The organism is Psychroserpens sp., assembly GCF_036960315.1.
Taxonomy (GTDB): domain Bacteria; phylum Bacteroidota; class Bacteroidia; order Flavobacteriales; family Flavobacteriaceae; genus Psychroserpens.
In genome coordinates, this window is record NZ_JBALVR010000004.1 from 36,125 (window position 1) to 61,573 (window position 25,449).

The following is a 25,449-nucleotide window of genomic DNA, read 5'->3' on the forward strand; positions in this document are numbered from 1 at the left end:
TAATAAGATGAATACTAATTTGCAAGACTATTCGCATAAGCGATTAAATATACTTACTGGAGAATGGGTTTTAGTGTCGCCTCATAGAGCAAAACGACCATGGCAAGGGCAGAATGAAGCTATTTCTAATGAGCAACGTCCAACGCATGATCCAAGCTGTTACTTATGTGCTGGCAATACCAGAATTAATGGGGAGCAAAACCCAGTTTACAAAGATGTTTTTGTTTTCACCAATGACTTTGCAGCTTTACAAACCACAACGCCTAAATTTTCTGTAAACGAAGGTTTATTTAAAGCCGAAAGTGAACAAGGCATTTGTAAAGTCATCTGTTTTAGTCCAGATCACTCAAAAAGTTTGGCAGATATGGCTGTTGAAGACATTGACAAAGTGGTTAAAACTTGGCAAAAAGAATACACAGAGTTGGGTTCTAATGACATGATTAACTATGTGCAGATTTTTGAAAACAAAGGATCTGTCATGGGATGCAGTAATCCACATCCACATGGACAAATATGGAGTCAGTCAACATTACCTAATGAAGTTGATAAAAAAGACCAACAACAAAACACATATTATATTAAAAACAAGAGTAGCTTGTTGGGTGATTATTTAAAACAAGAATTAAAAGCAGACGAACGTATTATCTATCAGAATAATGATTTTGTAGTACTTATGCCATTTTGGGCTATATGGCCTTTTGAAACTATGATCGTTCCAAAAAAACAGAATCGAAATATTACTGAACTTTCTGATGAAGAAAGTCTTGGTTTTGCTGATGCGATTTCAAAAATCACAATAGTTTATGATAAGTTATTTGAGTGTTCATTCCCTTATTCGAGTGGAATTCATCAATCGCCAACTGATGGTAAACCTAATGATCATTGGCATTGGCACATGAGTTTTTATCCCCCTTTATTGAGAAGTGCAACTGTAAAGAAATTTATGGTTGGATATGAAATGTTTGGTTCTCCTCAAAGAGATATTACGGCAGAGCAAGCCGCAGACAGATTAAGAAACTTATTATAATAAAAAAAACATCAACATTGGAAAAAATATTATATCCCTTCTTATTTCTATTTGTCGTAATAATAGCAGGATGCAGAATCTATTTGAGTTAATTCTTCTGTAGAAAAATCAATATTATCCAAAGCTTTCATATTTTCTTTAAGTTGCTCTTTATAAATCGCACCAATTAGTATTGAAGTCACTTGAGGTTACTATAACAACCACGTAATTGCCATCTGCGATAATTTTTGACTTCTTTGCAATGCAATTGCATTTAAAGCTTTTACCTTTTGAATTGTGCCTTTTGCCTTTTCGCTTTCTAAATGCGTTATTTTTGTTTGAACTATTTTAAAATAGGAGCTTTATCAGCAACAGTCAATTTACCCATGTAAGTATTGAGTTTTACCCCAAAGCACGCGTAGTCACATAAACTCGCCAGCCAATAATGGCTAATTGAAGTTTAGTGGCTTTGCTAAGGTCTAACTGTTGTTTGGAATAACTAGGTAAGAGTATTTTGTTGATTTTGGCAAGTCCTTTAAAGAAATTCTGCTTCATATGGTTGGGTTTAGAAAATTAAACCTGAATGCAAAATTACATATTTTAAAATTTAAAGAACGTTTAAAAAAAATGATGTAAAACTTAGTCTAGAATAAGTTTTACATTCATGGTTCTGTATTATCTAATCGAAAAAATAATATCGATTAAAAATTTAGCAAGTGTCATCATAATTTTTTGGTTTTAGGGTTAATATTTAATTCGTTTTCTTGATTGAGTTTTCAATATATCATATTGGAAAACCATTCTCCAAATGTTTATAGCTAAATCTGTGAAATTGAATATAATATTATAACTAAAAAGACGATTTGTATTTCAATATTTACGTGGCTGTCTTAAAAAATGTTACATATTGTAAGTATATATGTTTTTTTTGGTTGTTTATTGTAATAGTTCAAGGGGGTTTTTGAGTGCTTTTTTTTCAACCAAGGGGCATTTCATCTTAAAATCGACTAAAAATCGACATTTCATCTTTTTTAAGTTTTTTATTTTTGAAAGTTTTGAAGAATTTTATTCCATAAAAATAGAACGCTTTCCGTTAAAATTCATGATTTAACAATCCTATTATTCCAAATAGCATCTTGATATGATTACATTTGTAAAAAACATAAAATGAAAAGACCGCTATTAGTTTTCATTTCCATGTGTTGTTTTCAATTCACGTTTTCACAAGTTGTGATTAATGAACTTGATTGTGACACGCCTGGAATTGATAATATGGAATTCCTAGAACTTTTAAGTGATACACCAAATTTCCCATTAGATGGCTATGTCGTCGTTTTTTTTAATGGGTCGAGTTCAGGGATGAACACCAGTTACTTTACTGTCGATTTGGATGGGTATCAAACCGATGTTAATGGGTTGTTGCTTATTGGTAGTAACTCTGTAAGTCCAGTGCCTCAATTTTTAATTTCAGAAAATGTAATCCAAAATGGCGCAGATGCTGTAGCTATTTATCAGGCTAACGATACAGATTTTCCAGAGCAAACCCTAGCCACAATAGATAACCTGGTGGATGTATTGCTCTATGATACTGCAGATTCAGATGATCAAGATTTTATTGATATTTTTAGCCAGGATCCTAGATTTGCAAGTATTCAGCAGATTAATGAGGGTTCGGGTAACAATACAAATTCTATTCAACGTTTTGTCGATATGGATGATAACGTGACTTATATGTCTACGACACCAACGCCCAGACAACTCAACGATGGTAGCGGAATAATGCTGAACGGAGTTAGTATTGGTATCACACAATCTCAATACAATGAAGATGAAAGTTTTGATATCACTTTTATTTGTGAAATGCCTGTAACAGAAAACCTGAACTTTAATATCTTACTTGATAATTTCGGATTTAATACATCTGATTTTACCGGAAACACGGCGATTAGTATTCCTATGGGTCAAACGACAGCCTCTACAACCATCACTTTGGTTGACGATACTGATGATGAAGGCGACGAGGTTACCAGAGTACGTTATGAAAGTCTACCAGCTGAATATCTAGAACTCAATAATAATTTAGCAATCCGTATTGTAGATAATGATTTTACAATGGCGAATTTTGGAACACCATTAAATCCTACCTTCGGAAATGTTGACAGTACACAACCTACAGGCTACTACAATTCACTTGATGGGTTAGCTGATGCTGATTTGCGTCTTGCTTTACAAGCTATTATTGCTGAAGAAGGTGTGGTAAGAGCACAAACCTATTCAGACATATTAGATATATTGGTTGAAGCAGACCAGAATCCCGAAAACAGTAATCAGGTATGGTTGTTATATACAGAGCAAGGTCGCGCTAAATTAGACGTACAAATTGGTTCTAATAGTAGTGGAAGATGGAATCGAGAACATACCTATCCGCGTTCTCGAGGTGGATTTAGTGGGATTGAAGAGGATGAAATTGCAGATGGCAGAGATGTCTTTTGGAATACGACTGCAGATTCACTTCGTCATGGAAATTCTGATGCGCATGCGCTTCGTGCTGCTGACGGACCAGAAAATAGCTCGCGTAACAATAAACATTATGGAGATCCAACTTTTGGTGGATACGAAGGACCAATCGGAACAGCAGGAAGCTTTTATGGTGATGTCGCACGAAGTGTATTATATATGGAAATTAGATATAATGGTTTATCTGTTGTTGATGGCTATCCAGAAAATGGTCCAGGAGAGTTAGGGAATTTAGCAATCTTATTAGATTGGCATAGAAATGATCCTCCAGATGATTATGAAATGAATCGTAACAATGTTGTGTATACATGGCAGTTTAATAGAAATCCATTTATTGATCAACCAGACTTGGTAGAATACATTTGGGGAACTAATGTTGGGGTTATTTGGGATCAAGAATTGAGCGTTTCAGAATTTGATCAACTTGAGATTCAAATTTACCCTAATCCCACTCGAAGTAGTATTACAATTAAAGGTTTGCAAAGTGAAGCTATCGTAGACGTGTTTTCTATTGAAGGTAGAACGATAAAAACTCTAAAAGCTAATCCAGAGACAACTGTGGATTTAAACCTCAGTAGCGGACTCTATTTACTTCATATAACTTCAGACAATAAAACAACAATAAAGAAACTTATTATCAACTAATTTTGATAGTTTGACATAAAAAAAGCATCCCGATAACTATCGGGATGCTTTTTTTATTCAATTTAGCTATTGGCTTAATAATGACCCATAGTTCTCACAAAGAGCTTATCATCTTTAGATTTACCCATCACAATATCGGGAATGGTTTGCTCTTTTTCTTTCCAAGTCGCACTGGACTTTCGCCCTTCATTATCATCAAGTGATATTTTAATGCTTGTGATTTCTCCAGCTTTATTACGTCTCACTTTTTTAAACTTAGCGTCAATTCCAAATACTTTCAGTTTATTTTTTTGCTGTTCTAGAAAAGCATCAGTTGCGTTTTTGGTTATGATGAACTCTCCTGTGACATCATTTTCATAGTCATCAGTTATAAAGGTTGATGATACAACCCAAGGACCATCTTCTCTAACCTCAATAACTCTAGGTTTACTTTGTTCAAATATGGTAGAGCCAGTTTTAGATCGAATAACAATAACACCATTTTTACCTTTTTCACCATACACCTTTTTAGCTCTTTTGTCTTTTATAACATCAATGCTCATAATATTATTAGGTTCAAGACCTCTAAACTCACTTTGAGACACGGTTTTCCCGTTAATAATAAAAAGTGGTTCTTCTCCTTTAATATTATACTTATACTCATAATTGATGTTGTTCTTTTTGTCTGTTTTTATTAGAAAATTATTAGATCCTTTTTTAGACATAATCACAACACCATTTTTACCTTGGTCTCCATAAGTCTCTATGGCAATCTTGCCTTTTAAAATATTTACAGATCGAATCTCATCTGAATCTATATCCTCAAAAAGAGACTTTTTAACTATTTTTCCATCAATGACAAATAAGGGTTCGTCAGATTCTGAAATGAATATATTTACATTTTCTGAAGCATTAATGTTCTTTCTCGTTTTAACATAAAAAGTGTCTACAATTTGATCTCTTATAACCTTAATATTTGAGCCTTTGGTTTCTTCATGAAGATCTTTAACTGTATAGACGTTACCTCCAGTAGATTGTGTTTTTATTTTTTTACCATTAGCCTTGTATATAAATGTGTTTTCGCCCTTGTCAATAGTGCCAACACCAAATGAGTCATCACTACTGTTAAATCGGAAGGCTTTAATGCCATCATCACCTTTGATATTGTAATTTGAAGAATGGCTATCACTTTTAAAGTCTGTTTTAATACTTGTGATTTCTCCTTTACTGTTTCGCTTTACATTCTTGTAAGTGAAAGAAATACCCTTGCTTTTAAGTTTTTCTTGAATCTCCTTAAGTTGGTCATCCGTCGTGTCTTTAGAAATCACAATTTCGATATCACCAGTTTGAGGAACTTCTAATGTTATGGGGTCTATGTGTTCTTCGGATAGGACTTCTACATAAACATCCTTAGTATTAAAACTTAGCATAAACAGCGCTAATAACGGAAGCACTACTGCAAATTTTATTTGGTTTAATTTGTTTGATTTTGATTTGTGTAACATAACAATTCGTTTTTTGATTAATGATGTGTAAAAATTATTTGTAAATGCTAGCTGATGATTTTTTACGCTAGCTTTTAATAAAACAGTTTGGTAACTTTTTTCACAAGGCGAAACATATTGTGCCTTTTGATCTGCTATAAATTCTAAGTTTTGCTGTAATGCCTTTTTGTATAACCAAACAATTGGATTAAACCAAAATAAAATGCAAGCCAATTGCGCAATAATGGTGTCAACTGAATGCCATTCTTTGGTATGAACTTTTTCATGATTAATCACATGTGTGAGTTCTTCATCTTTAAATTGTTTTGGATTATAAACAATGCGATTAAAGAATGAAAAAGGCGCTACGTTTTCAGTAGTTTTTAAGATTTTGAAATCGTCTGAAGTTACAGAGTTACTAGTTTTTAAAATTTTCCGAAGTGATAAAAATTCGATGCATAATTTTCCAAAGAATACTAGAATTCCACCCAAATAGGTCCAGATAATGAGTTGCACATAATCGAATGGTTGCGCTTGAATAGCGCTTTGAGCAGATTCAACAGAATTACCTGTTACGGACACAAATCCTGAAGTTTGAATGGGTATGTACTCTATATAAACCGGAATGACTACCAAAGGAATACTACTTGCCAATATTAATCCCGATAGTAAAAACCAACGATTGGCTTGAAAAAAAGTATCGCGTTGTAAAAATAGCTGATAAGACAGGTAAAAAATTAGAAGTACTGCTGATGCTTTTAATAAATAGTCCATGATTAGTTCTTATTTTCAATTAGAGCAATGATTTCTTTAAGTTCTTCTACACTAATTTTCTCTTCCTTGGCAAAAAAGGAGACTACATTTTTATAAGAGCTGTTAAAGTAATGCTCTATTGCTGTATTCATAAAGCGTTTTTTGTAGGCTTCTTTGCTTACAATAGGGAAGTATTGATGCGTTTTTCCGTAGGCATTATAGCTTACATAACCTTTTTCTTCTAGGTGTCTAATAATGGTGGAAAGTGTATTGTAATGAGGTTTGTCTTCTTTTATTTCGGCAAGTACATCTTTTACAAAAGCCTTTTCAAGCTTCCATAAGATGTGCATAATTTCTTCTTCTTTATTGGTGAGTTTTTGCATGATTGAGAGTGCTTTTGAATGCATTACAAATGTATAACTATTTTTATAGTTATACAACTACTGATTTAGTTATTTAACTAAAATTTAAGTTTTCAGGTTTATTAATAAGGATTGATTTAAATGATTTAACACTATTCAAATTAGACTATCTTCGCATTTTTAACACAAGAAAGCTTTGGTGAAGCGGTAAAAGAAATAAATCAAATGAGTCTAGTTTGGATCATCTTAGGATTGATGTTATTGGTAGTAGGAGGTGAGTTCTTAGTTCGATCGTCTGTAGCTTTATCATTTAAATTGAATATATCCAAAATGGTTATTGGGATGACTGTTGTAAGTTTTGCAACATCAGCTCCAGAGTTATTGGTGAGTTTGAATGCCGCATTAACAGGTTCTCCAGCTATAGCTATAAATAATGTGATTGGCTCCAATATTGCAAATATTGGATTGGTTTTAGGAATTACAGCAATCGTAAGTTCTATTGCTGTCGATGAATCCTTTTACAAGCTTAATTGGCCAGTAATGATGCTGTTTTCAATGGCCTTGTATTATTTCCTTTATAATGATAACCAATTAACACATATTGAAGGAGGCGTTCTTTTTGCATCATTAATTATCTTTTTAATTGTGCTTATAAAGTCTGCTAAAAAAGAGACTGTTACAGAAGAAGTTGATGATAGTCTCGCTGTGGTGTCCAATTTTAAGATTACATTATGGTTACTCATTGGAGCAGTTGCCTTGTACTATGGTTCAGTATGGTTAGTAGATGGTGCTAAAGAATTGGCTACCGCTTTAGGTGTTAGTGATGCTGTTATTGCAGCAACTGTTATTGCCATTGGGACTAGTGTTCCAGAATTAGCAGCTTCGGTTATAGCAGCAGTTAAAAAGGAAAAAGCCTTATCACTTGGTAATTTAATTGGCTCTAATATTTTCAATATTGGTTCGGTTTTAGGACTAACTTCAATGATAAAAACGATTCCAGTAACAGATTCAGTGATACTAAATCGTGATATCTTTTGGATGTTAGCTTTTTCTGCAATTTTAATTCCCTTAATTATTATCCCGAAGAAATTCAACATATCAAGATATAAAGGCATGCTGTTGGTGGCTGCTTATGGCGTATTTATCTTTTTGGCTTTCAAATCTCAGGCATAAAAAAAACGCCTTCTAATAATAAGAAGACGTTTTTATGAATAAAAAGATAGATTATAACCTAGCTAATATTAGCAGTTTTTACAGTCTTTATAATACGACCTGCAATTTTGTATGGATCACCATTTGATGCTGGACGACGATCTTCTAGCCATCCTTTCCAGCCTTGCTCAACTGTTATAATTGGAATACGAATAGAGGCACCTCTATCTGAAATACCATATGAGAAATCTGATACATGCGCAGTTTCATGTAAACCTGTTAAGCGCTCGTCATTAAATGCGCCATAAACATCCATGTGCTCCTCTGTAACGGGTCTAAAAGCTTCACAAATTTTTCTATATGTCTCCTCGCTACCACAAGTTCTTAAAACGGTGTTTGAGAAGTTAGCGTGCATACCAGAACCGTTCCAGTCGCCTTTAACTGGTTTTGGGTGATACTCTATATAGTAACCGTACTGTTCAGTTAAACGATCTAATAAATAACGTGCAACCCAAATTTCGTCACCTGCTTTTTTTGCGCCTTTTGCAAATAATTGAAATTCCCATTGACCTGGAGCTACTTCCTGATTAATGCCTTCAAAATTCAATCCAGCAGCAATGCATAAGTCTGCATGTTCCTCGACCAAATCTCTTCCCCAAGTGTATCGTCCACCAACTGAGCAGTAGTATTTTCCTTGAGGTCCAGGGAATCCACCTCTTGGGAAACCTAATGGTAAATCAGTTTTAGCATCCATTAAGAAGTATTCTTGCTCAAAGCCAAACCAGAAATCATTGTCATTATCATCGATAGCTGCTCTACCATTAGATTCATGGGGTGTGCCATCAGAATTTAATACTTCAGACATAACTAAAAAGCCATCCTTTCTTGCAGGATCAGGAAAAATAGCTACGGGCTTTAATAAGCAATCTGAAGAGCCGCCCACAGCTTGCTCTGTAGATGATCCATCAAAAGACCATGCAGGACAGTCTTCTAATTTACCACTAAAGTCCTCTTGAACTTTAGTCTTACTCCTCATGTTTTGTGTTGGCTTGTGTCCATCTAACCAAATGTACTCTAACTTTGATTTGCTCATGCTGTTTTATTTTAAAAAATTAAAGCACAAATATTATCATTTTTATGCTTTGGTCAAAAAAAAGAGGGGTATTTTAGGTTAAATGTTATTAACAATTATCTATACCCTAATTTTTTAGGGGTTAATATCTTAAATGTTTAATTATTGCTTAAATTTGCCCTGTAAAAATAATAAATTGATAATATGTCTACTCTAAGATTTCATGCTTTAAAGGAAATTTTTAATCGTCAACCCATACATATTGAAGAAAATGTGAGACGATCAGAGATTTTTGGGGCTAATGTTTTTAATGAATCAACCATGCGTCAATACTTGACGAAAAATGCTTTTGAAAGTGTTATGGATGCTATTAGTAACGGTTCTAAAATTGATAGAACTGTAGCAGATCATATCTCTTCTGGGATGAAAGAGTGGGCAATCTCAAAAGGAGCAACGCATTATACACATTGGTTTCAGCCATTAACAGGAGCAACAGCAGAAAAGCATGATGCATTTTTTGAAACCATAGGAAATGGCTTAGCTATTGAAAAATTTGAAGGCGGACAATTAGTACAACAGGAACCAGATGCCTCTAGTTTTCCGCATGGTGGAATTAGAAACACCTTTGAGGCGCGTGGTTATACAGCTTGGGACCCAACGTCTCCAGCGTTTATCTACGGAACAACCCTTTGTATTCCAACTGTGTTTGTATCCTATACAGGAGAAGCATTAGATTATAAAACACCATTATTGCGTGCACTCCAAGCAGTTGATTCGGCGGCTGTTGCAGTTTGCAAATATTTTGATAAAAACGTTAAAAAGGTTAATGCCTCTTTAGGTTGGGAGCAAGAGTATTTTTTAATCGATAGCGGATTAGCAATGTCAAGACCTGATATCGTTTTAACTGGTAGAACCCTTTTAGGGCATTCCCCAGCTAAAGGTCAGCAATTAGATGATCATTACTTCGGAACCATACCCAACAGAGCAATGGCGTATATGCGCGATTTGGAAACCGAATGTATGTTATTGGGAATTCCCGTAAAAACTAGACATAATGAAGTAGCACCAAATCAATTTGAGTTAGCTCCAATTTATGACGAAGCCAATTTAGCAGTAGATCATAACTCCTTATTAATGGATGTTATGGAAAAAGTTGCAGAGCGTCATAATTTTAGAGTATTATTTCACGAGAAGCCATTTGCAGGAGTCAATGGGTCTGGTAAACACAATAACTGGAGTTTAGGAACCAATACAGGAGTAAACTTGTTGAGTCCAGGAAAAACACCAATGAGCAACCTTCAGTTTTTGACGTTTTTCATCAATACCATAAAAGCGGTTCATGATAATGAAGAATTATTAAGAGCAGCTATTGCATCGGCTAGTAATGATCATCGCTTAGGTGCTAACGAAGCACCTCCAGCTATTATTTCAGTGTTTATTGGTGAGCAATTAACAAAGGTGCTGCATGAGTTGGAAAACGTTACCAACGGAAAATTATCACCACAAGAAAAAACAGACTTGAAATTGAATGTGGTTGGGAAAATACCGGATGTTTTACTTGATAATACAGATAGAAACCGAACATCGCCTTTTGCGTTCACCGGAAATAAATTCGAATTTAGAGCCGTGGGTTCTACAGCAAATTGCGCCAATCCTATGACCGTTTTAAATACTATCGTTGCCAAGCAATTAATGGACTTTAGAGATGAGGTAGAAGCTTTAATCTCTAAAAAAACAATGAAGAAAGATGATGCCATTTTTAATGTGTTAAGAGAGTACATTAAAAAATCTAAAAACATCCTTTTTGAAGGAAATGGTTATGGGGAAGCCTGGGAAAAGGAAGCAAAAAAGCGTGGCTTAAGCAATAATAAAACCACTCCTGAGGCCTTAAAAGCCAAAGTGTCTAAAAAAGCAATACAATTGTTTGAAGACATGGGAGTTATGAATAAAATAGAGTCTGAAGCACGTTATGAGATTGAGATGGAAGAGTATGTGTTGAGAATTCAAATTGAAGGTCGTGTTTTAGGCGATATTGCTAGGAATCATGTGGTGCCCACAGCAGTTCGATACCAAAATATCTTGATCGAAAACGTTAAGGGCCTTAAAGAAATTTATGGTGCTTCCTTTAAAAAATTAGCGAAAGAGCAACTTATTCTTATTGAAGAGATATCGAGCCATATAGAAGGTATTAACTCTAATGTTACAAAAATGACAGCAGAGCGAAAAGAGGCTAATACTATCGAAAATTTAGAAAAGAAAGCTGATGTTTATTGTCATAAAGTAAAACCTCTTTTTGATGACATTAGATATCACTGTGATAAGTTAGAATTACTCGTAGATGATGAGCTTTGGCCACTAACAAAATACAGAGAATTACTATTTACTAAGTAATAAAGTTTTGAATTACATCTCAGGAATTGGAAACAAAAAATGGGCAGAATAAAAGAAGAAATTGTCTAAAAACGAACCCTCTATTATTAGGTCAGACATGATTGGTTATTATTAACAATTTATGCACAAATAAGTTTGAAAGCCTCATTTTTTGAGGCTTTTTTTTAATATTTAAATATTTGCAAATGTTAATAACTACCTCGTCTAACGCATATAACAGTTGAAAATAATGTATTTCAACGCATAATTATATCAACTAAACGAAAATATAGTTAAAGCTATGAAAACCCTTACGTAATGTGTTAAGTTTGTAATGCTATTAATCAATTTTTTGTAATAATGAAGAAGTTACTACTAAGTGTAGCAGCACTTATGTTTGCTACCTTGTTGTTTTCTCAGGATGATTCTAATGACGTGAAAGAAGACCTTACTCAGGATAACGTTGTTAAAACTGAAGCGAGATTTCAAGCAGAATCGTAAATGATTTAGATGCTTACAAAATTAGTTGGCATTACAATCATTGCCAAGTAAAAAGACAAATGTATTTTATGAAATTCATTTGTCTTTTTTTATGCCCAAAATTTATTTTTTTTTAAAAATATAACCCATTGATAATTAATTTTTTATATTGCTCTCCCTTTAATACTTATTTAAGTATTAAAGATACCCAATCTTTTGAACCTAAAATTGCTCTGTTATTGGTTTAGTTTAACCAAAACAAATTTTGATGATAGCACAACAAATTCGTTTCCGTTTACTAGTATTAGTAATTGTTCTAACTGGATGCTATTCGTTCGCACAGGAGGAAATAGAAATATCTGATGAGCCCAACACTAAATTTTTCAATTTAAGAGGGACTAATGCCTTTGATGTTGCATTAGGAACTTCGGTAATTAATGGTGATTTAGTCGATCCTCAGTTTGAGATTTATTTTCATGTTGGCTATAAAAGACAATTAACGCCACATCTTTCATTAGATTTTGGATATCATAAATTCAATTTGGCTTATATAGATATTTATAACGAAGGCTTTATGTCTTTCGATTTAAACTTAGAAGCTTTATTGTTTCCACACGAACGATTTTCTCCATTTATATTTGCAGGTGGAGGTTATAATGCTTCTAACCACTTTAAAGAAACGGCATCTAAGATTCAAGGTGGTGCTGGAATCGAATATATCGTGTCTAATCAAGTCGGTTTGAAACTCTATGCAGACTATAATTATGTGTCTAGTGATACACTTGATGGTTTAGAAGTAGGAGCATCTGATGATACTTATTTTAGAATTGCATTTGGAGCCAACTTCTATTTTGGAGGTGCAGTAAAGAAATCTAAAATTTTAAAAGACTATTCTACCGAAATTGAAGCAAATTCAATAACTGATGATAGAAATAGACCCAAATTGTAATTAACAATTCTTATTTTTGTGGCTCAAAACTAACTCATGAGCCAAGATGTCAGTAAACGTTATGCACAAAGAGGTGTTTCCGCTTCTAAGGAAGATGTGCATAATGCTATCAAAAACATAGATAAAGGTTTATTCCCTAAAGCTTTCTGTAAAATAGTTCCAGATTATTTGACAAATGATGATGACTATTGCCTCATCATGCACGCCGACGGAGCTGGTACCAAAAGCTCACTGGCCTACATGTACTGGAAGGAAACTGGAGATATTTCAGTATGGAAAGGTATTGCACAAGATGCTTTGATTATGAATATCGATGATTTGCTTTGTGTTGGTGCTACAGATAATATCATGCTGTCTTCTACCATTGGTCGTAACAAGAATCTAATTACTGGAGACGTTATTTCGGCAATTATTAATGGGACTGAAGAGCTCATTCAAGATTTGAAATCTTTTGGAGTTACCATTCATTCAACTGGAGGCGAAACTGCAGATGTTGGTGATTTGGTGCGTACAATAATCGTAGATTCTACCGTTACAGCTCGCATGAAACGTAGCGATGTGATCGATAATGCTAATATCAAAGCGGGTGATGTCATCGTAGGTCTAGAAAGTTTTGGACAAGCAACCTATGAAACTGAGTATAATGGAGGGATGGGAAGTAACGGACTTACGTCTGCGCGTCATGACGTGTTTCATAAGTATTTGGCTGAAAAATATCCTGAAAGTTTTGATGCGTCGGTACCTGAGGATTTGGTCTATTCTGGTCAAACCAAATTGACAGATGCTGTAGATAATGCACCAATAGATGCTGGTAAATTGGTATTGTCACCAACACGAACTTATGCGCCAATTATAAAAGCAATTCTATCTAAATTTTCTTCGGAAAGTTTACATGGCATGGTTCATTGTTCTGGTGGAGCACAAACCAAGATTCTCCATTTTATTGACAACTTACATATTGTAAAAGATAATATGTTTGAAATTCCACCATTGTTCAAATTGATTCAAGAGCAATCAAAAACCGATTGGAAAGAAATGTATCAGGTGTTCAACTGTGGTCATCGTATGGAATTATATGTAACTCCAGACATCGCAGAAGACATTATCAACATATCCAAATCGTTTAATGTCAATGCACAAATTGTTGGTCGTGTAGAAGCTTCCGAAGCGAAAAAGTTGACTATTAAAAGTGAATATGGTGTTTTTGAATATTAGATAAACCCTTTTATCAATAAAAGAAATGAGGCTGTCAATACTCCATCAAAGAGAAAGATGACTGCAAAAAACTTGATATTTGAAACACCGCGAATTTTGTAAAAACGCAAGCGCTGTCTCACCTTTCGGTCGCTTATCATAAACCACAAGACAAAGATTAAAAAGAGCTTTGTTGACAACGCCAAAATAAGCTCAGGGTTAATTACTGTTATCGCTAGAGTAACAATAAATGACCAAACAGCCATCGATTTATAGTAGTTTAGTATGGATTTCACTTGCTTTTGCATGATGATATAACGTTAAATTATCGAAGTTTATTTTTTAAAGACTTAAGCAATTTATCAACACTTTTAAATCCATAATTTATCGTATTTTTGAATCACAATTTTTAGAAGATACATGTTAGAGAAATTAGAAATAGTAAAACAACGTTTTGATGAGGTTAGTGATTTAATCATTCAGCCAGATATTATTACAGATCAAAAACGTTATGTACAACTTACTAAAGAATACAAAGATTTGCGTTTGTTAATGGATAAGCGTGAATCATACATTGAGTTTACCGATAATTTAAGTGAAGCCGAAGAAATCATTTCAGATGGAAGCGATCCGGAAATGGTTGAAATGGCAAAAATGCAATTGGAAGAAGCCAAAGAAGGCATCCCTAAACTTGAAGATGAAATACGTTTCCTATTGATACCTAAAGATCCTGATGACGCTAAAAATATTGTTGTGGAGATAAGAGCAGGAGCTGGTGGAGACGAAGCGAGTATTTTTGCTGGAGATTTATACAGAATGTATACCAAATACTGTGAAGGTAGAGGGTGGAATGTTAGCATTGTAGATTTAAATGAAGGTACAGCTGGCGGTTTCAAAGAAATCATTTTTGAAGTTAGTGGAGAAGATGTTTACGGAACGATGAAGTTTGAAGCAGGTGTGCATCGTGTACAACGTGTACCTCAAACTGAAACTCAAGGCCGTGTACATACTAGTGCTGCGTCAGTTATAGTATTACCAGAAGCCGAAGAATTTGATGTTCAACTGGATATGACTGAAGTTAGAATCGAGCGAACCACGTCTACTGGACCTGGTGGACAATCCGTTAATACAACCTATTCTGCGATTAAACTTCACCATGAGCCAACAGGTATGATTGTGAGTTGTCAAGATCAAAAGTCATCACACAAAAACTTAGAGAAAGCTTTAAAAGTATTACGTTCTCGATTATATGATATTGAATTGGCTAAAAAGCAAGCAGCAGATTCTGAGAAACGTATGAGTATGGTGAGTTCTGGTGATCGTAGTGCGAAGATTAGAACATATAATTATCCGCAAGGTCGTGTAACCGACCATAGAATTGGATTAACACTTTACGATTTACAGAATATCATAAATGGCGATATTCAAAAAATAATTGACGAATTAATGCTAGCTGAAAACACAGAGATGTTAAAAGCTAGTGACGACCATATATAAACTTAGGGCCTCTTTTTTAGAGGCTTTTTTAGTATGACAACACAACAACTCACTGAGCAAATCAAAAAAAAGAATTCCTTTCTATGTATTGGATTGGATGTCGATTTAAATAAAATTCCGATACATTTATTAAAAGAGGAAGATCCTATTTTTGCTTTTAATAAAGCAATTATAGATGCTACTCATCATTTATGTGTGGCTTATAAACCTAATACGGCCTTTTATGAAGCTTACGGACTCAAAGGATGGAAAGCACTTGAGAAAACTATCATGTATCTTAACGTAAACCATCCGGAGATTTTTACCATTGCAGATGCTAAACGTGGTGATATTGGTAATACAAGCGCCATGTATGCAAAAGCATTTTTTGAAGACTTTGCATTTGATAGTGTGACTGTCGCTCCTTATATGGGTAAAGATTCTGTTGAGCCCTTTTTAGCATTTAAGAATAAACATACAATTATGTTAGCATTAACATCTAATGCAGGTGCCTTTGATTTTCAGACGAAAATAGTAGACGGCAAAGAACTATATAAGCAAGTTTTAGAAACTTCTAAGACTTGGAAAAACGCTAAAAACCTCATGTATGTGGTTGGTGCGACAAAAGCTGAATATTTTGCAGATATTAGGAAAATAATTCCTGAGGCTTTTCTGTTAGTTCCAGGTATTGGTGCTCAAGGCGGAAATCTGCAAGAGGTTTGTAAATACGGAATGAATGATGCGGTTGGCTTATTAATTAACTCGTCTAGAGGCATTATTTATGCGTCTCAAAACGACAATTTTGCTACGGCTGCAGCCGGAAAAGCTAAAGAACTTCAAGAGCAAATGGAAACCATCCTTAATTCTTAATTATCACTGCGAGAAGGAACGACGTGGCAATCTCATCATGAAATACCAAGACCAACTTAAAAGAATACTAGAACTTCAAGAGACTCCAAGGCGCATTGTATCTCTCGTGCCTTCTCAAACAGAATTGTTAGTCGATTTAGGATTAGAATCTTCAATTGTTGGCCTGACTAAATTTTGTGTGCATCCAGAACATTTGCGAGGAGTAAAGACAGTTGTTGGAGGAACTAAACAAGTTCACTTCAATAATATAAAAGCTTTGAATCCAGATATCATTCTTTGTAATAAAGAGGAAAACACGAAGGAGATGATTTCAGAATTGGAAAAAATTGCTCCTGTTCATATTAGTGATATCTACAATCTGTATGATGCTTTGTTGCTTATAGAAATGTATGGTGTATTGTTTTCTGTAGAAAAAAAAGCTGAAGGACTTATTCAGGATGTAAAAAGGGAGCATAAGGGTTTTTGTAGATATATTGAAGATCAACCCAAGCTGAAAGTCGCTTATTTTATTTGGAAAAACCCTTGGATGGTTGCAGCAAAACATACTTTTATAAATGAGATGTTGCAATTAAATAATTTTGAAAATATTTTCGGAAACTTAGAACGTTACCCAGAAGTTGATTTGTATACTATTGATAAGGATGTTGAAGTTTTAATGTTGTCTAGCGAACCCTTTCCATTTAATAATGAACATATCGAAATTCTTAAAAATGAATTACCAAATACAAAGGTAATTTTGGTAGATGGCGAATATTTTTCGTGGTATGGTTCGAGATTAAAAGACGCTTTTAGATATTTTAAAACATTGCGTCAAAATCTTTTAGCTTAGAGCGCTTTAAATTTAAGATGCGTTGTTTTAACTTGTTGGCTTCATGAAATAAAATATCGCTCAAACTTATATCTGTTTGTTCAACATTATAGGCTTCTTCTATAAAACGAGAATATCGGTCTTCCAAATCTTTTAAATTGAAAATCTTGTTTAAGTAGGGTCTGGATTTACCAACTTTACAAAAATGTGGATTCATAATATTGTTTTTATACCTTATATACGGTCTAAAACCAGAGCTTGGATGACTTCTATGCGTTAAATAAATGTGAAATTAATTTTGTTGTAGTGTATTGAATTATTGATATCGAATTATTTTCTTGGTATAATAGTAGGTTAATTATGTCATATGAGTATATTGCTGAGATTTTTAAGAAAATACTTACAATTTGAAAATAACATTAAGCAAAAAAAACAAAAACATGAAGTCAACTATTACTCTATTTTTATTCCTCTCTACATTTATTTTATCTGCTCAAGTTAATTATGAAAAAGGTTATATTATTGATTATACAGGCAAGAAGATTGATTGTTACATCAAAAATGTTGACTGGAGTAATAATCCTTCAGATATTCAATACCGATTGGAGGAGAATTCTGAAGCTATTACTGCAAATCAATCTACAATCAAAGCTTTTCAAATTGGAAGCACTTTAAAATACGTAATCGCCACTGTTGAAGTTGACCAATCTTTAAGTCAAATATCAAAATTAAGTAGGTCTTTTGGCCCTAATTTTCAAACAGAAACCACTTTTTTAAGAGAACTAGTAGCTGGAGATGCATCACTGTATTTCTATCAGAATAGTAACTTTAGAAGATTTTTCTACTCTATTGATAATTCAGAAATATTGCCATTAGTTTATAAGAAGTATAAGTTAAACAATTCCACTATTTCTGAAAATGCAACTTATAAGAAAACACTTTTTGATAATTTAAAATGTGAAAATATTACTGCAAATTCACTAAGGAATGTTAAATACAGTCAGGATGATTTGGTTGATCTTTTTTCGGATTATAATGTCTGTAAATCTGGTGATAATTTTGTTTATCAAGACAAGCCTTCTAATGGGAAGTTAAATGTTAGAACAAAATTAGGAGTTAGCTTCAATCAATTAGAAGTGAAATTTGATTCTGGAATTATTGTAGAAGATTTACAATCTGCAACATTTTCTGAAGAGATAGGTCCTAGATTTGGTCTTGAAGTAGAATATGTATTACCATTTAATAAAAACAAATGGAGTATATTTTTAGAGCCAACTTTTTTAAGTTATTCGTCTACAGCTGATATTAGAATTGAAAGACAGGTTAGTACTTTTGAAGATACAGCAACTATAGATTATAAAGTGATTGAATTACCGTTAGGCTTTCGTCACTACATGTATTTAAATGATAACTCAAAACTGTTTATTAATGCGGCTGTTGTAGTGTCTTTTGATTTATCTGATGATATCGAATATAGAGAAACTAATGACCTAATAATTAGTTCGGGAACTACTCTGCTTATTGGTCTAGGGTATGATTTTAACGATAGATTTAGTCTTGAAGGAAGAGTGTATAGTAATAAAGATATTCTTTCAGACTACGCTTCATATAATGGAGACTTAAGTAGTTATGGTTTTGTCTTGGGCTACAGGTTTCTATAAAAAAGGAAAAACACTTTAGATGCACTACACGTAAATAATTAATTCTGCTGTAGTGTACTTAAATCTCTATTAAGGTACTTTAATTTATTGAGTTTGTGCAATAGTTTAATCGCATTATATTCTGAAATATCACTAAGCGCAGAATCAGTTTGACGGAAGTTATATGCTTGTTCTACGAGCCTTTTGTAACGAGCGAGTAATAAGGATTGGTTATATAGAATTTTTTTTGTGTAATTCATCACAATATTGATTAGCAATTAAATGTAGATAAAATATTGTAATTCAGCAACATAATGTTAACAAAAAAATCGACCTAAGATTGAGATCGATTTTTTAAACTAAGGTTTCTAATTCTAACTAACTGATACAAATATGCGCATTTTTTGAAGGTCTAATGTTATGTACATGTTAGCATTAGATTAAAAGTGATTTAATAAATTTAAATAGATAGTGAAAATTACCAAAGCTTTTCATGGTTTGAATGAGAAGGAGGACTAAGTTCTTCTATTTAATCCTGTAACGCAAATACCTTTTGTAATAAATCTGTAGTTCTTGAAGAGACTTTGTTTCTAATTTCTTTTTCTTCCACTGAAATCATAGTATACACGCCTTTTAGTGCTTCTCCAGTAACATAATCTGTTAGGTCAGGATTTACATCACTTGTAAACGGAATGGCATTATACTTATTAATGAGATTTGACCAAATTTGATCTGCTCCAACTTTAGAAAACGAATTATTAATTACAGGCTTAAAACTATTATAAAGAGCAGTTTGTGTCTTGCTTGTTAAGTATTGTGTTGCGGCATCGTCATTCCCCAATAATATGTTTTTTGCGTCATTAAACGTAATATCCTTAACGGCATTTATAAATATTGGTGTTGCTTGACTAACTGCATCTTCAGCAGCTCTATTAAGGACTTTTAAACCTTCATCAGCAAGGTTGTCTAAACCAATATCACGTAAAGCTTTATCTACTTTTCGAAGTTCTTCAGGAAGTAATATTTTTACCAATTCATTTTTAAAGAAACCATCTTTTTGAGTCAATTTGCTTACCTGTTTGTCTATACCGAAATCTAAGGCTTGGCGTAAACCAGAAGCAATATCAGCATTACTTAAAACACCTCCACCACCTTGAGGAAGACTATTAACAACATCTTGTAATTCTGCACAAGCCGTTAGGTTAAAAACAAGAATAAAAACTGAAAATTTACGTAACATGATTTTGGGTTTTATATATTTAACAAATATAGATATTTTACTTATGAGAAAGGTTCAAGTTTTATGCCTAATAGGTTTATTTTTCTTTTTTAATTGTAATGACAAAATTAAAGAGGAACAAGGGGTTTCTAAAACTAAATCCAATCAATATATCACTGTTTTGGGAATTGCTCAGGATGCTGGATTTCCCCAAATTGATTGTGAAAAAGCATGTTGTGCCTCCTTTTATAATGGAGAAGAATCTAAAAAGTTAGTCTCCTGTTTAGGCTTGATCGATTTAGATACAAAGCAGAAGTGGTTGTTTGATGCCACTCCAGATATACCACAACAAATTCAAAATTTAAAAACTGATCATTTAGATACTGATAAGGTAATTGATGGCGTATTCTTGACACATGCTCATATGGGACATTATACAGGCTTAATGTATTTAGGTTTTGAAGCTTTAGGTGGAAATAATATTCCTGTCTATGCCATGCCAAGAATGAAAAATTATTTAGAAACTAATGGTCCTTGGAGTCAGTTGGTGTCTTTTGAAAATATTGAATTACGCGAACTTTACAACGATTCAACTCTGACAGTTAGTCGTACACTTAAAGTAACACCTATTCTGGTGCCACATCGTGATGAATATTCAGAAACTGTAGGTTATAAGATAGAAGGTGAAAATAAATCGGCCCTATTCATTCCAGACATCGATAAATGGCAAGTTTGGAATAAGAACATTATTGAAGAAGTTAAAAAGGTAGACTATGCATTTGTGGATGCTTCATTTTTTAAAGATGGAGAACTAGACAGAGATATGAGTAAGATTCCGCATCCATTTACAACAGAGACGACAACCTTATTTGAAAATGAGTCTATAGCCACTAAGGGTAAAATTCATTTCATTCACTTTAATCATACCAATCCAACAATAAGAGACGTTCATCCTTTAAAAGATAGCATTCAAAATTTGGGTTTTAACTTTGCAAAGGAAGGTGACCGATTTGAATTATAATGTCAAATGATATTTATAATAAATTGATTAAATATTATGTCTAATAAAAAATAACCGTTTTATTGTTATACACCATAACTTTGCGGTTGATATGATGTTTAATGGCAGTAGCTAATACTATTTTTTCTAAATCGCGACCTTTAGTGATGAGGTCTTTAATTGAATAGGTATGAGAAACGCGAGCCACATCTTGCTCTATAATTGGTCCTGCGTCTAACTCTTCTGTAATATAATGACTGGTAGCACCAATAATCTTAACACCTCTTTTTAATGCGGAATGATAGGGTTTTGCACCAACAAATGCTGGTAAAAAGGAATGATGAATATTTATGATTTTATTTTTATAGCGATCAATCAATTCGCCAGAAATAACCTGCATGTATCTAGCTAAAACAATAAAATCTATGTTGTTTTTTTCTAAAAGCTCTAGTTGTTTATTTTCTGCTTCTAATTTTGTGTCTTTAGTTACAGGAATATGATAAAAGGGAATATTGAAATTATCTGCAATAGGTTTCAAATCCAAATGGTTGCTAATAATAAATGGCAATTCACAATGTAATTCTCCAGATCTATATCTGCCTAAAATATCGTACAAGCAATGATCGTATTTAGAAACAAATATGGCCATTTTTGGTTTGTCTTCTGTATCATAAATCCGCCATTTCATTTGAAACGTATCAGCTAATACATTTTTAAAATTAGATGTAAAGGTGTCTATAGATAAAGCATTAAACTCACTTTCTATTCGCATAAAAAATATATTTTGCTCTCTATCAACATGTTGATCTATGTATACAATGTTACCATTATTGTCTGCAATAAAATTGGTAACAGAGGCGATAATCCCAGATTGATCTTTACAATGAATTTGTATTATAATTTTTTTCATCCAAATAACCTTAATTAGACAGGCTAAGTTAGCACAAAATGAATATGACACTTTTAAAAATTAAACTTTTAGATATTTGACTGTAAACCCTTGTTTTTTTTGAATATTCCGTAAATTTGTGTCTTTAAAATCTCATATAATTACGAATGAAACAAGTCGCACCATACAAGCCAAAGTATAAAGTAAGAATCGTAACCGCAGCATCACTGTTTGATGGCCACGATGCATCCATAAATATCATGCGTAGAATTATTCAAGCGACTGGTGTTGAGGTCATTCATTTAGGTCATGATAGAAGTGTTGAAGAAGTTGTAAATACAGCGATTCAAGAAGATGTGAATGCCATTTGTTTAACGTCTTATCAAGGCGGACATAATGAGTATTTTAAATACATGCATGATTTGCTCGAAGAAAAAGGAGCTAGCCATATTAAAATCTTCGGTGGAGGAGGTGGTGTTATTTTACCTTCGGAAATCAAAGAGCTTATGGATTATGGTATCGCTCGGATCTATTCGCCAGATGACGGTCGAGAAATGGGATTACAAGGCATGATTAATGATTTGGTTGAAAAATCAGATTTTGCTATTGGAGAATCTCTAAATGGTGAGATTGATGGCCTTTCGAATAAAAATCCAAAAGCCATTGCACGTGTTATTTCTTCTGCGGAGAACTTTCCTGAAGTGGCCAAAGCGACTTTAGAGAAAATCCATATAAAAAATAAAGATTCTAAAACGCCTGTTCTTGGAATTACAGGAACTGGAGGTTCAGGAAAATCGAGCTTGGTTGATGAATTAGTACGTCGTTTCTTAATCGATTTTCCAAATAAAACTATAGGTATCGTTTCAGTTGATCCTTCAAAACGTAAAACTGGTGGTGCGCTTTTAGGGGATCGTATTCGTATGAATGCCATTAACTCTCCAAGAGTTTACATGCGAAGTTTAGCTACACGTCAATCTAATTTGGCCTTGTCTAAATATGTCAATGAAGCGGTTGAAGTATTGAAAGCTGCCGAATTTGATTTAATTGTTTTAGAAACATCTGGTATTGGACAATCAGATACCGAAATTATAGAACACAGTAATGTCTCATTATATGTGATGACGCCAGAATTTGGTGCAGCTACGCAACTCGAAAAAATCGATATGCTTGATTTTGCCGATTTAGTGGCTATTAATAAATTCGATAAGCGTGGTTCACTTGATGCTTTGCGTGATGTAAAAAAACAATACATGCGTAATAATCATCTTTGGGACACACATCAAGATGATTTGCCGGTTTTTGGTACGATTGCGTCTCAATTTAATGATCCAGGAATGAATACACTTTACAAAGCTATCATGGATAAGCTTGTAGAGAAAACAGATACCGATTTAAAATCGACCTTTAACATTTCTAACGAAATGAGTGAGAAAATTTTCGTGATTCCACCAGCAAGAACACGTTACTTATCTGAAATTGCAGAGAATAATCGCGCTTACGATAAAACAGCTAATGAACAAGTTGAAGTCGCTCAAAGGCTATACGGAATATATAAAACTATAGAATCTGTTGTTGGAAGTGCTCCCCTATTAGATAAAACGGGTATTAATGATGAGATCCTGAATCAAGTACAGGATGAAAATAAGGATTTTGCAAAACTCCTCATTGCAGAATTCGACAGAGTGAAGCTTAACTTTGACCCCTATAATTGGGAAGTGATAACTGGTTGGGACGAAAAAGTAAACAAGTACAAAAATCCAATCTATTCATTTAAAGTTCGTGATAAAGAGATAAAAATAGAAACGCATACAGAATCATTATCTCATACGCAGATTCCGAAAGTAGCTTTACCTAAATATCAAGCTTGGGGAGATATTTTACGTTGGGTTTTGCAAGAAAATGTGCCAGGAGAATTCCCATATACTTCAGGGTTATATCCATTTAAGAGAACAGGTGAAGATCCAGCGCGTATGTTTGCAGGCGAAGGTGGTCCAGAACGTACCAACCGTCGTTTTCACTACGTAAGTATGGGATTGCCAGCAAAGCGTTTATCTACAGCTTTTGATAGTGTAACGCTCTACGGAAATGATCCAGATCACAGACCTGATATCTACGGAAAAATTGGTAATGCAGGTGTATCTATCTGTTGTTTAGACGATGCTAAGAAATTGTATTCTGGTTTTAATCTGGCAGATGTGATGACATCTGTGAGTATGACGATTAATGGTCCTGCACCAATGTTGTTAGGGTTTTTTATGAATGCTGCCATCGACCAACAATGTGAAATTTACATCAAACAAAATGGCCTAGAAAAAGAGGTTGAAGCTAAAATTGCTAGCATTTATAAAGGAAAAGAACGCCCCAAATATAATGGTGAATTGCCTGAAGGTAATAACGGATTAGGATTACTATTGCTTGGCGTTACTGGTGATCAAATCTTACCAGCTGATGTCTATGCAGATATTAAAATCAAAACCATTGCTCAAGTTCGTGGAACCGTTCAAGCAGATATTTTAAAAGAAGACCAAGCGCAAAACACCTGTATTTTCTCTACGGAATTTGCATTGCGTTTAATGGGTGATGTCCAAGAATATTTTATTGAAAATAATGTGCGAAACTTCTATTCGGTATCTATTTCAGGATATCATATTGCCGAAGCTGGAGCGAACCCAATTTCGCAATTGGCATTTACGCTATCTAACGGATTTACATACGTAGAATATTATTTATCTAGAGGAATGGATATCAATAAATTTGGTCCAAACTTATCATTCTTTTTCTCAAACGGAATCGATCCAGAATATGCAGTGATTGGTCGTGTAGCTCGTAAAATATGGTCCAAAGCCTTAAAAAATAAATATGGGGCAAATTCGAGAGCACAAATGCTGAAATACCATATCCAAACTTCAGGAAGAAGTTTACATGCTCAAGAAATCGACTTTAATGATATTCGCACAACGCTTCAAGCATTATATGCTATCTATGACAACTGTAATTCATTACATACCAATGCGTATGATGAGGCGATTACAACACCAACGGAAGAATCGGTACGACGTGCAATGGCAATCCAGCTTATTATAAATAAAGAATTGGGCTTGAATAAAAATGAAAATCCAATTCAAGGGTCGTTTATTATCGAGGAGCTAACCGATTTAGTTGAAGAAGCAGTACTCCTAGAATTTGATCGCATTACAGAACGAGGCGGTGTTTTAGGAGCTATGGAAACCATGTACCAACGGAGTAAAATTCAAGAAGAAAGTTTGTATTATGAGACTTTAAAACATAATGGGGAGTTTCCAATTATAGGTGTCAATACGTTTTTAAGTAGTACAGGATCACCAACCGTTTTGCCTGCGGAAGTGATTAGAGCAACAGAAGAAGAAAAGCAATTTCAAATTAAGACCTTGGAGAATCTTCATAAAACAAATAATACCAATCAATTACTGAAAGATTTACAAGATAAGGCCATTAATAACGAGAATATTTTTGAAGCCTTGATGGATGTCTGTAAAGTTTGTTCGTTAGGCGAAATTACATCGGCATTATTTGAAGTGGGTGGTCAATATAGACGCAACATGTAA

Annotated in this window: 22 protein-coding genes; 13 read left to right on the forward strand and 9 right to left on the reverse strand. The window is 33.8% G+C overall.

The features are described from left to right. Positions 1 to 7: 7 nt before the first annotated feature. Positions 8 to 1,027: a UDP-glucose--hexose-1-phosphate uridylyltransferase gene (locus V7719_RS08160; protein WP_335729396.1), complete on the forward strand. Its 1,020-nt coding sequence runs from the start codon at positions 8 to 10 to the stop codon at positions 1,025 to 1,027. 47 nt (positions 1,028 to 1,074) lie between these two features. Here the strand turns inward: V7719_RS08160 and V7719_RS08165 are convergent, their stop codons facing one another. Beyond that, positions 1,075 to 1,209 carry a hypothetical protein gene (locus V7719_RS08165; protein WP_335729397.1) on the reverse strand — a complete coding sequence of 45 codons (135 nt, stop codon included), beginning with the start codon at positions 1,207 to 1,209 and terminating at the stop codon, positions 1,075 to 1,077. Between the two features lie 199 nt (positions 1,210 to 1,408). Further along, entirely contained in the window at positions 1,409 to 1,561 is a 153-nt protein-coding gene (locus tag V7719_RS08170; protein ID WP_335729398.1) for an SsrA-binding protein, read from the reverse strand. A gap of 612 nt (positions 1,562 to 2,173) precedes the next feature. Between V7719_RS08170 and V7719_RS08175 the strand changes: the two genes are divergently transcribed. Next, entirely contained in the window at positions 2,174 to 4,168 is a 1,995-nt protein-coding gene (locus V7719_RS08175) for an endonuclease (protein WP_335729399.1), read from the forward strand. A gap of 74 nt (positions 4,169 to 4,242) precedes the next feature. Here the strand turns inward: V7719_RS08175 and V7719_RS08180 are convergent, their stop codons facing one another. After that, positions 4,243 to 6,405 (reverse strand): M56 family metallopeptidase, encoded by a 2,163-nt coding sequence (locus V7719_RS08180; RefSeq protein WP_335729400.1) that lies wholly within the window; start codon positions 6,403 to 6,405, stop codon positions 4,243 to 4,245. Between the two features lie 2 nt (positions 6,406 to 6,407). Beyond that, positions 6,408 to 6,767 (reverse strand): BlaI/MecI/CopY family transcriptional regulator, encoded by a 360-nt coding sequence (locus tag V7719_RS08185; RefSeq protein ID WP_335729707.1) that lies wholly within the window; start codon positions 6,765 to 6,767, stop codon positions 6,408 to 6,410. A gap of 204 nt (positions 6,768 to 6,971) precedes the next feature. Between V7719_RS08185 and V7719_RS08190 the strand changes: the two genes are divergently transcribed. Next, positions 6,972 to 7,919: a calcium/sodium antiporter gene (locus tag V7719_RS08190; RefSeq protein WP_335729401.1), complete on the forward strand. Its 948-nt coding sequence runs from the start codon at positions 6,972 to 6,974 to the stop codon at positions 7,917 to 7,919. Between the two features lie 58 nt (positions 7,920 to 7,977). On the opposite strand, the gene V7719_RS08195 is transcribed toward V7719_RS08190, so the two are convergent. After that, positions 7,978 to 8,991, reverse strand: a complete 1,014-nt coding sequence (locus tag V7719_RS08195; protein WP_335729402.1) for a glutamine synthetase beta-grasp domain-containing protein — start codon at positions 8,989 to 8,991, stop codon at positions 7,978 to 7,980. Positions 8,992 to 9,174: 183 nt separating this feature from the next. Here V7719_RS08195 and V7719_RS08200 point away from each other — a divergent pair, with 183 nt between their 5' ends. The 7 genes from V7719_RS08200 to V7719_RS08230 all read left to right on the forward strand — a co-directional run bounded on the left by V7719_RS08200 (position 9,175) and on the right by V7719_RS08230 (position 17,138). After that, the gene (locus V7719_RS08200; RefSeq protein WP_335729403.1) at positions 9,175 to 11,361 is read left to right on the forward strand and encodes a glutamine synthetase III family protein; all 2,187 of its coding nucleotides are present in this window, start codon (positions 9,175 to 9,177) and stop codon (positions 11,359 to 11,361) included. A gap of 339 nt (positions 11,362 to 11,700) precedes the next feature. Continuing rightward, the gene (locus tag V7719_RS08205) at positions 11,701 to 11,841 is read left to right on the forward strand and encodes a hypothetical protein (protein ID WP_335729404.1); all 141 of its coding nucleotides are present in this window, start codon (positions 11,701 to 11,703) and stop codon (positions 11,839 to 11,841) included. A 247-nt stretch (positions 11,842 to 12,088) separates the two neighbouring features. Then, positions 12,089 to 12,769 carry an outer membrane beta-barrel protein gene (locus V7719_RS08210; RefSeq protein WP_335729405.1) on the forward strand — a complete coding sequence of 227 codons (681 nt, stop codon included), beginning with the start codon at positions 12,089 to 12,091 and terminating at the stop codon, positions 12,767 to 12,769. A 36-nt stretch (positions 12,770 to 12,805) separates the two neighbouring features. Continuing rightward, positions 12,806 to 13,984, forward strand: coding sequence for an AIR synthase related protein (locus tag V7719_RS08215; protein WP_335729406.1), 1,179 nt, complete (start codon positions 12,806 to 12,808; stop codon positions 13,982 to 13,984). Between the two features lie 399 nt (positions 13,985 to 14,383). Next, positions 14,384 to 15,460: a peptide chain release factor 1 gene (gene prfA, locus V7719_RS08220; protein ID WP_335729407.1), complete on the forward strand. Its 1,077-nt coding sequence runs from the start codon at positions 14,384 to 14,386 to the stop codon at positions 15,458 to 15,460. 33 nt (positions 15,461 to 15,493) lie between these two features. Next, on the forward strand, positions 15,494 to 16,309 hold the full coding sequence (gene pyrF, locus V7719_RS08225; RefSeq protein WP_335729408.1) for an orotidine-5'-phosphate decarboxylase: 816 nt from the start codon (positions 15,494 to 15,496) through the stop codon (positions 16,307 to 16,309). 37 nt (positions 16,310 to 16,346) lie between these two features. Further along, positions 16,347 to 17,138, forward strand: a complete 792-nt coding sequence (locus V7719_RS08230) for an ABC transporter substrate-binding protein (protein WP_335729409.1) — start codon at positions 16,347 to 16,349, stop codon at positions 17,136 to 17,138. Here the strand turns inward: V7719_RS08230 and V7719_RS08235 are convergent. After that, positions 17,107 to 17,334, reverse strand: coding sequence for a Lacal_2735 family protein (locus V7719_RS08235; protein WP_335729410.1), 228 nt, complete (start codon positions 17,332 to 17,334; stop codon positions 17,107 to 17,109). The genes V7719_RS08230 and V7719_RS08235 overlap by 32 nt on opposite strands. 223 nt (positions 17,335 to 17,557) lie before the next feature. Between V7719_RS08235 and V7719_RS08240 the strand changes: the two genes are divergently transcribed. After that, positions 17,558 to 18,778 (forward strand): outer membrane beta-barrel protein, encoded by a 1,221-nt coding sequence (locus V7719_RS08240; RefSeq protein ID WP_335729411.1) that lies wholly within the window; start codon positions 17,558 to 17,560, stop codon positions 18,776 to 18,778. 38 nt (positions 18,779 to 18,816) lie between these two features. On the opposite strand, the gene V7719_RS08245 is transcribed toward V7719_RS08240, so the two are convergent. Then, positions 18,817 to 19,017, reverse strand: a complete 201-nt coding sequence (locus V7719_RS08245) for a Lacal_2735 family protein (RefSeq protein ID WP_335729412.1) — start codon at positions 19,015 to 19,017, stop codon at positions 18,817 to 18,819. A 269-nt stretch (positions 19,018 to 19,286) separates the two neighbouring features. Then, complete coding sequence (locus tag V7719_RS08250; RefSeq protein WP_335729413.1) at positions 19,287 to 19,997, reverse strand: DUF4197 domain-containing protein; 711 nt, start codon at positions 19,995 to 19,997, stop codon at positions 19,287 to 19,289. A 43-nt stretch (positions 19,998 to 20,040) separates the two neighbouring features. Here V7719_RS08250 and V7719_RS08255 point away from each other — a divergent pair, with 43 nt between their 5' ends. Then, positions 20,041 to 20,997, forward strand: coding sequence for an MBL fold metallo-hydrolase (locus tag V7719_RS08255; RefSeq protein ID WP_335729414.1), 957 nt, complete (start codon positions 20,041 to 20,043; stop codon positions 20,995 to 20,997). A 40-nt stretch (positions 20,998 to 21,037) separates the two neighbouring features. Here the strand turns inward: V7719_RS08255 and purU are convergent, their stop codons facing one another. Further along, entirely contained in the window at positions 21,038 to 21,886 is an 849-nt protein-coding gene (gene purU, locus V7719_RS08260; RefSeq protein WP_335729415.1) for a formyltetrahydrofolate deformylase, read from the reverse strand. 146 nt (positions 21,887 to 22,032) lie between these two features. Between purU and V7719_RS08265 the strand changes: the two genes are divergently transcribed. Beyond that, positions 22,033 to 25,449: a methylmalonyl-CoA mutase family protein gene (locus V7719_RS08265; RefSeq protein WP_335729416.1), complete on the forward strand. Its 3,417-nt coding sequence runs from the start codon at positions 22,033 to 22,035 to the stop codon at positions 25,447 to 25,449.